We start from the raw sequence: 10002 nt of genomic DNA, 5'->3' as shown, positions 1-10002 counted from the left end.
ACCTGATTTTTGCCAAATATTGGTTAAATACAAAAAGACACCGAGGCAATGGTCTCGATGTCTTTTTAAATGGAAGGGATACACCCTAAATCTTTTTTAAGCAAGATGCTAATCCTAGGTAATGATGGTCTTTTCACTGTTACTTTTTTAATGTCTGCATGACATTCTTAGCAATCAACGTGTAGTAATGCGGCCGGCCAGCGTCGTTCGGATGGACACCGTCATCAGCAAACCAGTCGTCATTGCCACCAGCCAGATAATACCAATCCACCACATGCAGATTGGCATGGGTTTTCGCTGCTGCATGAATCAACTTGTTAACTGGATCAATCCACGCCTTCCCGGGAGCATACGCCGTCACCCAGAAGACCTGGCGCTCAGTCCCAAGCTGATCCAGAATCCCGTTAATGTCGGCCTCTGTCATCGGTCCGTTCGTACCCAAACTGATCACAACCGTGTTAGCCAACTTACCGCTAGACTTCAGCTGACTAATAATCGCTGGGGCTGCCTGCACTTGCCGGCCAACCTCAGCATCAATCGACATCTCCGGAAAAAGCACCTTCAAATATGCCGAACTCCCCAGCATAATCGAATCGCCAATCGCCGACACCGGCAACGTTTTGGCTGCATTAATCTCGCTGTCAGTTAAGCCATAAAGCCGATACTGATTCAGTACCTTTTCCTTCTTCACCTTCGCCTTAGAATCCTTCTGAATGCGCTGACGCGTCGATTGGTTAACCGCAATCGCCTGCTCAGACTGATAATGCTTGACGTAGAAAAACCCCGCGACACCAGCAATTGCCAATCCCAACGCGATACTTAATAGCCAGTCACGTAGACGTAGCTTGTTTTTTTTCATAGTTTAGTGAACCCCCAAAAGTTGCATTGCTTATATTTTAAACTAAAAATCAGGTTAGTCTGGTTACAAGTTAGGGTCATTCTGACGGGTTTATAGGAAATTGTAAAGAGACTGTAATAAAACGTCTTTTGTGGGTTACAACAACGTCAAAAGGGGACTCTTTCAACTTACGACACTAGCAATAAAAGTATTAGAATATGTGAATTAACCAATTATGGGTGGACTTGATTACACAAGCTAGGGTATTATGCTTTGGAGTAGCATTATTGAAACTTCTTTTTTAGTTGCGGGCTGCGCTGCTTGCAGTCCGTATTTTAGTTAGTTTCAACAAATCAAGGGATTAGGTGGGGAAAGAGTTAATGAACGAGCAAATCGACCTTTCACGGCTGTGGAATGTGTTTAAACGCAGCTTTATTGCAATGGTTATCCTTGGCATTTTATGTATGGGTGCGGCTTATTTTGGTGCGAAGACTTTTATTGTACCAAAATACGAAGCTGATACTTCGCTGTTGGTCAACCGCAAGCAGGATAATGATCCAAATATGCAGTTGAATGCACAACAAGCTGATGTGCAGATCATTAATACTTATAAAGATATTATTACGCGTCCGGTTGTATTACAGGCCGTTGCTGGTGATTTGACAAGTCCGCGGCGCGTGATAACCAAGAAAGCTGAAAAAGCAGTTTATGGTACGAGATATAATGCGACGACCGGCATTCGTGAACGGTATGTTGTGGAAAAAGCCAAACCAGCTCAGTACAAACTAAAACCAGCAAAATATTCAAACTTAACAGCGGATGATCTAGCCAAAATGGTTTCGGTATCAACCCAACAAAATTCTCAAGTGTTTACGGTTAGTGTCAAGGATACTGATCCAATTCGAGCGCGTGATATAGCAAATGAAGTTGCCAAGGTATTTAAACAAAAAATTGCCCAAATCATGAGTATTTCCAACGTCTCTATTGTTTCGGAGGCTTCGGCTAACCTATCACCGGTTTCACCGAAGTTACCATTGATTGCCCTTGTAGGGTTACTTTTAGGCATACTGGTTGCATTCATCTGGGGATTAATTCGAGAGCTTACAGACCAAACCATTAAAGACCTTGACTTTATTACTGATGATTTGGGTTTAGTCAATCTTGGCATCGTAAATTATGTTAAGCGCATGAAAGACATGGACCAAGCGATTGCGAAGGTTAAATATGAAAATGAAGAGTCAAAAGACGATGAATCTTTTGAAGAATTCAATATGCAGGATTTACCTCAGCGCAGACGTCGCCGGATTTGAAGGAGAAAATAGAAATGAGCTTGAATGGGATTTTTAAAAAATTCACGCATCGTGATGAAGAAGATAATGAAACACAGAAAAACGGTGTTATGTTGGTTACTTTTGCAGAGCCAAAACATGTTGTTGCGGAACAGTTTCGAACAGTGAGAACGAATATCGAGTTTGCTGGGGCTGCATTAGATCGGTGTGAAGTCGTAATGTTCACTTCTTCAAGCATGTCTGAAGGGAAGTCAACTGTTTCGGCAAACGTTGCTGTAACTTGGGCTCAAACGGGGGAAAAAGTTTTACTGATTGATGCAGATTTACGTAGACCGACAGTTCATGCTACTTTTAGAACGCTCAACCTTGAAGGGGTTACGACTGTATTAACGGGGAAAACTAAACCATCAGATGTTGTAGAAAAAACATTTGTCGACAATCTCGACATTATTACATCCGGTCCAGTGCCACCAAATCCCTCAGAACTTTTAAATTCAAAGCGTATGGCAAATTTGTTGGAATGGGGTCGAGCAAATTATGACATCATTGTTTTAGACGCTCCTCCAGTTTTGGCAGTATCAGATGTACAGGTGTTAGTTCCAAAGACTGACGGGGTTGTTGTCATAACAAACATGGGAAAAACCTTAAAAGGTGATTTGAAGAGAACTGTTGAGGTCTTGAAGCTGGCAAAGGCAAAAATTCTTGGGTCTGTCGAACGAGTGCGCGCTACGAAGGGCGATCGCAGTTATGGCTATGGTTATGGTTACGGGTATCAAAGTAACGATGGGCGGTAGTAGCTTGTTTTTGAATGCGGATAGTTTGGGGTAAAATAATTAGGCAGTTATTAATCAATGGCTGGCTATAAATCCTGGCAAAATGTTTTTAACTTATAGCAGAATACTTAGATTGAGTATGGTTGGGGGGAATCTGTCGTGACAGAGAAGCGTAAGGTATTTATCATTGGATCAAAAGGTACACCTGCAAAATATGGTGGCTTTGAGACGTTCGTAGACAATTTAGTTTCTCGTCAGAATAGCAGTCAAATTAAATACTTTATTGCCTGTCGAAGAGACTTGTCCGACAATAAAGCGGATTTATATGACTATAAAAAAGCAACTTGTTTTAATGTTGATGTTCCTAATATAGGACCTGCCAAAGCAATTTTGTATGATCTTCGTGCTTTGTCTTGGACGTTAGACTATATTCAGAAGAATAACATTAGGGGAGCAATTGTTTATATTCTTGCTTGTCGGGTTGGTCCTTTCTTAAAGCATTATAGTAAACAGCTTAAACTTTACGACACACAAATTTTTGTGAATCCGGATGGTCACGAATGGATGAGAGCCAAGTGGGGATTTTTTGTTAGGAAATACTGGAAATTATCTGAACGGTTAATGATTAAAGATGCAGATTTGATCATCTGTGACAGTAAACACATTGAACTGTATATTCGGGAAAAATATCGCAGTTACAAACCAAAGACGATATATTCATCATATGGCGCCGATGTTGCCACCTCACAAGACGTGAAAGCACAAGATCTTCAAAACTGGTTTAATAAAAAGCAGATCAGTTCAGGTCAGTACTATCTAGTTGTGGGTAGATTTGTACCAGAAAATAATTACCAAACAATTGTTGCTGAATTTGAAAAATCCAAAACCAAAAAGGATTTGGTAATCATAACAAATCCTGATAATACCAAGTTCTTGAAATCACTTAAAGACCAAACTGGCTTTGAACTAGATAACAGAATTAAATTTGTTGGCACTGTGTATGACAAAGACCTTTTATCTGCAATCCGGAGAAATGCATTTGGATACATCCATGGGCATGAAGTGGGCGGAACTAATCCCTCTTTATTGGAAGCTTTGGGAACCACAAATCTAAACTTGCTGTTCGATGTTGGGTTCAACAAAGAAGTGGGTCAGGATGCTGCTATTTACTGGAATAAGCAGGCTGGCAATTTAGCCCATATTATTAATAGAGTGGATCAAATGTCGGAAGAAGAACGTCAAACCCTTGGCAAAAAGGCCAAGCAGATCATTGACAAAAACTTTTCCTGGGATAAGATAGTAAGTCAAAATGAAAGACAATTTATCGATGGAAAAATATAAGATTCTCTTTCTTCATGCAGGTGCAGAATTATATGGTGCAGATAAGATTTTATTGGAGGTAGTAGAGAATATAGACCGTAAAACTTTCGAGCCAATCGTTGTTTTGCCGGAAGACGGTCCATTGGTTTCAAAGATGAGAGAAGCAGGGGCCGAAGTTAGCGTCTTGCCATATCCGATTCTTCGGCGAAAGTTTTTCAACATACGAGGTATCGGTAACTACATCTTTAACTATATTAGGTTCTCCAGACGCTTGAAAAAAATTGTCAATAAAGAGAACATTAGACTTGTTCACGTCAATACGACAGCCGTTTTAGAAGGTGTTTGGCTAAAACTTTTTACAAAGGCTAAAATTGTTTGGCATGTTCACGAAATCATCATGAAGCCCAAATTTATTTACAAACTGATTTGTTTTCTCATACAGCACTTTTCTGATCAGGCAGTTGCTGTATCAGATGCAACAAAACAAAGACTCATTGATTCCGGAATCGTTGATAAGATGAAAGTAATTACCATTCATAACGGTATAAGTAAAGATTACCCGCAAAATGAGCCGGATTATGTGCGAAAATCTTTGAGCATCCCCCTAGATGCAGTTGTCATTGGAATGGTTGGAAGAGTGAACGCTTGGAAAGGTCAAGGGGATTTCCTCGATGCGGTAGACCCCATTTTGCGAAGAAATCAAAATGTTCATGCTCTCCTCGTGGGGAGTGCTTATCAGGGAGAAGAAGCTTATGAGCAAAAACTGTTCGATAAAGTAGCTTCTTTGGATACAAAGGAACGTATCCATCTCTGTCCTTTTACCGAGCAGATTGCTGATTACTATGCGGCCTTCAACATTTTCGTACTTCCTAGCATCCAGCCGGATCCTTTTCCAACAGTTGTCTTAGAGGCTATGTCAAATTCATTGCCAGTTGTCGCATATGATCACGGGGGAGCTAGTGAGATGATTGTGGATAATGAGACCGGTTATCTGTGCAATGCTTTGGACGTCTCTGAATTAAGCCGAAAATTAGACTTATTGGTTGGAGATCCTTCACTTCGGATAGAAATGGGACAAAAAGCCAGAGCTCGCCAAGAAGCTGAGTTTAGTTTAGATCAATTTGTGAAAAGAATGACGAAAGTTTACCTCGACCTGATAAAATAGTTTTTTTACTTTTTAAGTACTACAACCTTAACATCATCTCGGATTGAACGTTTATCAATCTTCATTGGACGGCTTACCAAGTGAAAACAAGCACATCTCAGAATTGAAGGAGTGTCAGTCATTGTGACAGTGAATCTAAAAACGGACGTTTCTATCATTATTCCCGCCTATAATGCAGAGCCTTTTATTACAAGGTGCCTCCAAAGCATTCAACGGCAAAGTTTTCATAACTTTCAGGTTTTAGTGGTGGAGAATGGCTCAACGGATCACACCGTCGAAAAAATATTACCTTTTATTTCGATGGATAAACGGTTCAGACTATTGCGAAATTCGGTTTTTGGCGTCAGTAACGCAAGAAACTTAGCTTTGAAGGAAACGCAGTCAAAGTTTGTAACTTTTGTTGATGCTGATGATTACATATCGAATAACCACATTCAGACTTTGATGGATAGTATGAGAGACAAAGAAACCGACATGGGAGTCACTGGATTTTCTTACGAAGCTGAAAATGGGAAAGCTTTGAAGACAATTTCAGTTTTAAAATCAAAGATGAGTGCAGAAGAAGCGATACGATCAACCTATGATTTTAAAGGAATTCAAGGAATTGTTTGTAATAAGATTTTCAAAAAGTCAATAATAGACCAGTGGAAAACACAATTTGACCCAACCATTCCTAAATATGAGGATCATAAGTTTGTCGTGGCGTATTTGGTTCATTGTCAACAAGTTTCTTGTCAAGGTGAAATTACATACCACTATATCAAACATCCGAAGAGCTCTTTGTTCACCTCAAAAACTAGTTTAATTCAAGATTTAGATGTCTATTTAACAATTCGAAAGATGATTGTTGATCATGGATTCGAGGACTCTAAACAATACTTGGATGTTCCACTACAAATGATAGTTTTAAATCATTATTGGCATCCACTCGATTCTGACGATAGAACTGAGGCTGCTAATAGGATGATTAGTAGAAGGTTTATTTTGTACAATTTATTTAAAGCAACAATCAAGAATAGAATTAAATTCCTGTTGGCTTTGCTTTCTTTAGGCTCATATTGGATTAGGCGGAAATCTAGCCATAATGATGCATCATGAAATCATCGAAAAGATCATCTAGATTGGGGGCTGGCCAGTGTTATCCTTTAAAATCAACATTATTTTTCAAAAGATTTTGTATCTGATTCTTCTTTTACTTCAAGTCAATTTTTTTAATTTATTTGGTAACCAAGATTTTTACCAATTAAACGCGGACAATTCGAAGATAATAATTCTATTTTTGGTTGCCGCATCTTGTGTCCTTTGGGCTCCTGTTGCATTCAGTACTTTTTTTAAGGCCAAAGGTTACGTAAAAACCCCTTTTAACTGGTTGATCATTAGTTTTTTGCTTTGCTGGGTTGCTGTTCTTTTTGGTAGTTCAAGCGTGTATCAAATTTCACTGAGAAAAACTATTAACCTCAGTTATTACTATCCAATTGTTGCATATTTCTTTCCGTTTGCTTGGCTTGTGAAAATTGATTTTTCCTTTGTACTCAAGTCACTGAAGATTTTTGCATATATTGACCTTCTATTTATGCTGATACAGGACCTTGTGCTTAGCTTTGGCGGGAGATTATTTCTTAGTCTTGACCCTTTCGGACAACAAATGTTTATGAATACTGGGAGGATTGTTGCGGGAACAGACTTTCTTTTATTTGCTTGTTTCGTGATCATTTTGGCGAGAAAACTTAATCACACACTTCCATCATATATTGAAGTTGTGTTTTTTTCAGGCCTAGTATTTCATCTGTTCTTTTTTGCAAAAAGTAGAATGATCCTTCTACTTGTTGTAGCTATCATGACAGTCGCGATTTTCTTTAATTCTTCTAAAAAATTCACAACACCTGTACGTTTGCTCTTCTATTCCTTCTGTTCAGTCGGTATTTTAGCCCTAATGAATATGTTGATAGCAAAAATGAGTTTTTTTTCCGGGGATAGGGCAGCCAGTGGGCAAGTTCGAATTCAGGCAATTACTTATTACTTGAATAATCTAGGACTCAACAAGTGGTTTGGATTTGGGTTTACTCCCTTTTTTGATCAAATCGGTGGCGGCGGTCAGGGAGTAGATGGAGGTGTGTTTTATACCAGTGACGTCGGTATGATTGGCCTTGTTGCAATATTCGGAGCTTTGGGTGTGTTTTTCGTGATTCTATTCCTATTAATTTTTATTCGATTTTTACGGAGCTTTGGAGATTTTTCGGTAAAAACTATTGTGATCGTTTATATTTTTGGCCAGTGGATTTCACTCTCATCATTCGATATTAGTAGAATTTTGATTTTTCCGATGGCCCTTGGTTTCCTCATCGGGTTCAGAGATCACGTTAATCTAAGAGATAGTATGTTAAAGGATAGTTGATTAGTTTGTCCCGTGAAGCAAAGACTAACTACAATTTTATTTTGATGAGAAATAATTACGAGACATGCTTTTTCTGTGACTATTACATTTTTAGAAGTTTATATTACGATAAGCTAGAAAAGAAAGGATGCCATCAGTTTCGAGTTTCGCAACAACCTTTGATAAAATTCAAATATATTCTTCAGCTTTGGTTAAAATAATTCGTGGTTTTTTGTTATCCATAACAACACCTCACGCAAAACCCTTAATTATTCTGGAACGACACGTTCAAATCAAGAATCGACAGCAGATACACGTAGAAGCTAAGGTAAAATTTGAAGATTATTGTGAAATTCAGGAACTATAGACGAATGGGCTTTATTTTGGGAAAGCCGTCACTATTGGCCGAAGCTTTCAAATTAAGCCTATTAGCTATTATGGCGTAGGGCATATTGGCTATGGTTTCAGTATTGGAGAAAATAGTTCAATCGGTCTAGGCGAATTTATTGGTTGTGCTGGTAAGGTTAAAATTGATAAAAACGTTTTGATTGGACCAAATGTTACAATTATTGCTGAAAAGCATCATTTTTGGAGTTTAAATAAATCTATAAGGGAGCAAGGAGCTTATCAGAAAGGAATATTCATTTATGACGATGTTTGGATTGGGACTAATGTTACCATTCTAGAAGGAGTAACGATTGCAAGTGGTACTGTTATCTGAGCTGGTGCAATTATTACAAAAGACGTACCCTAACGTAATTTTGACTGATAAACTAACTCCAGTTTTGAGAAACAGAGTCTCTCATGATTAATCAAATCAGATTAACCACGCAGGTAAAGGTAAATTAATCGGGTTGTCGATTCAAAAGACTTGCACCATTTAATATGACGATCTTATATGGTTAATCATTAGCTCAGATCATTCAGTTCGAAATTCAGATTTCTTGGTATTCATAATCGAATTAATAAAAGATCTGATTATGGTTGGTTGTACTTTGATTGAATACAGGATCGTGATTGTAAATCTAGCCTCTTGGCATGCTCTAAAACGATGGGTGGGCTGCCACAACTTCTTGGTGGTTCTACTGCATGATTCCTGAGTCGTGAAGAAGAGAGAAGCTAATCTGTATTAGAAGTGTTTTAGGTTAGAATTGAATAGAGTTTTTGGGGGAGGACAAATATGGTACCGAAGATTGTGCACTATGTGTGGATTGGCAGCTCAAAACCTGATGTAGTCCAAAAGAATATTGATAGCTGGAAACGTATGTTACCGGATTATTCATTTCGGGAATGGAATGACACGAATTGGGATATTTCCAGCAATAAATTTGCCAAGTATTTTTATGATAAGAGGAAGTTTGGATTTGTTGGCGACCCTATCCGAGTCGATGTGCTGAGGCGTATTGGTGGCATATATTTGGACACAGATGTGGAAGTATACAAACCCTTCGATTCATTGTTGGGAGAGAAACTGGTTTTCAGCCGAATTTATAATAATGCCTTGGGAACTGCTACTATTCTTGCAGAAAAGAATAATAGCATGATGAGCGACTTGACTGAAATTTATAATAATTTCCCTTCGAGTAAACTACAAGATAAAACCGTTGATAAGGTAAGTAATGGTATCTTTACGAGATATCTTATAAACCAACATACTGGTTTTACCTTTGGAAACTCCAAACAAAGACTTAAAAATGGTGCTCTGATTTTACCAAAACAGTATTTCGAAATTCCTGCAATGTTGTTTGAGACAGGTACCTTCGCAACCCATCAAGCGGCTGGAAGCTGGCAAGAAAAGCACGAAAGAATCAATGAACGGCCTCAAGGACTCAGAACAAGTGTAAAAGGTTTTATTCGGCGAGTTTTTCCAGCCACGATTGCGCGTTATGAGAACTATAAAGGCGGTGAAAACAATAGTATTGCACAGGAGTTTGGCTCCAAAGCACCTGAATAATGGGAAGATTTTAGCATGATGAGACAGATAAATCTTCTAGGTCTGTGAACTTTGACCTTAGAGATCGTGAGAAACTAACTTTTCAGAGGAAATAAATTGAATGACATGATCCAATTTTCAAGGCTTCTTAAACAAAAGTTTTTAACCTTTTATTACCGAAGAACGGACGAGTTTTTATATACATCGAATTTATGCTAAATTCGTTTTAAGGATTTGAGCAGTGTTTTCGACATGTTGCGGTTCCGCTTGCTTCATCCTGTCAAGCACGAGAGAAGTACTGTCAGCAGAA

Annotated in this window: 9 protein-coding genes; 8 read left to right on the top strand and 1 reads right to left on the bottom strand. The window is 38.6% G+C overall.

Features of this window, described 5'->3' with window-relative positions:
* Positions 1-139: 139 nt before the first annotated feature.
* Positions 140-859 carry an SGNH/GDSL hydrolase family protein gene (locus ACWPAB_RS08420; RefSeq protein ID WP_016381873.1) on the bottom strand — a complete coding sequence of 240 codons (720 nt, stop codon included), beginning with the start codon at positions 857-859 and terminating at the stop codon, positions 140-142.
* Between the two features lie 359 nt (positions 860-1218).
* Here ACWPAB_RS08420 and ACWPAB_RS08415 point away from each other — a divergent pair, with 359 nt between their 5' ends.
* The 8 genes from ACWPAB_RS08415 to ACWPAB_RS08380 all read left to right on the top strand — a co-directional run bounded on the left by ACWPAB_RS08415 (position 1219) and on the right by ACWPAB_RS08380 (position 9713).
* A complete protein-coding gene (locus tag ACWPAB_RS08415) occupies positions 1219-2148 on the top strand; it encodes a YveK family protein (protein ID WP_016381874.1) in 930 nt (309 codons plus the stop codon).
* A gap of 14 nt (positions 2149-2162) precedes the next feature.
* A complete protein-coding gene (locus ACWPAB_RS08410; RefSeq protein ID WP_016381875.1) occupies positions 2163-2921 on the top strand; it encodes a CpsD/CapB family tyrosine-protein kinase in 759 nt (252 codons plus the stop codon).
* Positions 2922-3059: 138 nt separating this feature from the next.
* Positions 3060-4241, top strand: a complete 1182-nt coding sequence (gene cps2T / locus ACWPAB_RS08405) for a beta 1-4 rhamnosyltransferase Cps2T (RefSeq protein WP_016381876.1) — start codon at positions 3060-3062, stop codon at positions 4239-4241.
* Positions 4228-5385 carry a glycosyltransferase family 4 protein gene (locus ACWPAB_RS08400; protein WP_016381877.1) on the top strand — a complete coding sequence of 386 codons (1158 nt, stop codon included), beginning with the start codon at positions 4228-4230 and terminating at the stop codon, positions 5383-5385. The genes cps2T and ACWPAB_RS08400 overlap by 14 nt, the downstream gene beginning before the upstream one ends.
* A gap of 123 nt (positions 5386-5508) precedes the next feature.
* Positions 5509-6483 (top strand): glycosyltransferase family 2 protein, encoded by a 975-nt coding sequence (locus tag ACWPAB_RS08395; protein ID WP_016381878.1) that lies wholly within the window; start codon positions 5509-5511, stop codon positions 6481-6483.
* A 37-nt stretch (positions 6484-6520) separates the two neighbouring features.
* A complete protein-coding gene (locus ACWPAB_RS08390) occupies positions 6521-7780 on the top strand; it encodes a hypothetical protein (RefSeq protein WP_016381879.1) in 1260 nt (419 codons plus the stop codon).
* Positions 7781-8303: 523 nt separating this feature from the next.
* Positions 8304-8480, top strand: coding sequence for an LbetaH domain-containing protein (locus tag ACWPAB_RS08385; protein WP_225437619.1), 177 nt, complete (start codon positions 8304-8306; stop codon positions 8478-8480).
* A 459-nt stretch (positions 8481-8939) separates the two neighbouring features.
* The gene (locus tag ACWPAB_RS08380; protein WP_016381880.1) at positions 8940-9713 is read left to right on the top strand and encodes a glycosyltransferase family 32 protein; all 774 of its coding nucleotides are present in this window, start codon (positions 8940-8942) and stop codon (positions 9711-9713) included.
* The last annotated feature ends 289 nt before the right edge of the window (positions 9714-10002 follow it).

It is taken from the genome of Lacticaseibacillus sp. 30, from assembly GCF_053819265.1.
The sequence above is the reverse complement of the archived record's forward strand: the minus strand, read 5'-3'. Positions and strand labels throughout refer to the sequence as shown.

Coding starts and splice junctions, on each gene's coding strand:
- ACWPAB_RS08420 (WP_016381873.1), bottom strand. CDS start 859: ATGAAAAAAAACAAGCTACGTCTACGTGACTGGCTATTAAGTATCGCG.
- ACWPAB_RS08415 (WP_016381874.1), top strand. CDS start 1,219: ATGAACGAGCAAATCGACCTTTCACGGCTGTGGAATGTGTTTAAACGC.
- ACWPAB_RS08410 (WP_016381875.1), top strand. CDS start 2,163: ATGAGCTTGAATGGGATTTTTAAAAAATTCACGCATCGTGATGAAGAA.
- ACWPAB_RS08400 (WP_016381877.1), top strand. CDS start 4,228: ATGGAAAAATATAAGATTCTCTTTCTTCATGCAGGTGCAGAATTATAT.
- ACWPAB_RS08380 (WP_016381880.1), top strand. CDS start 8,940: ATGGTACCGAAGATTGTGCACTATGTGTGGATTGGCAGCTCAAAACCT.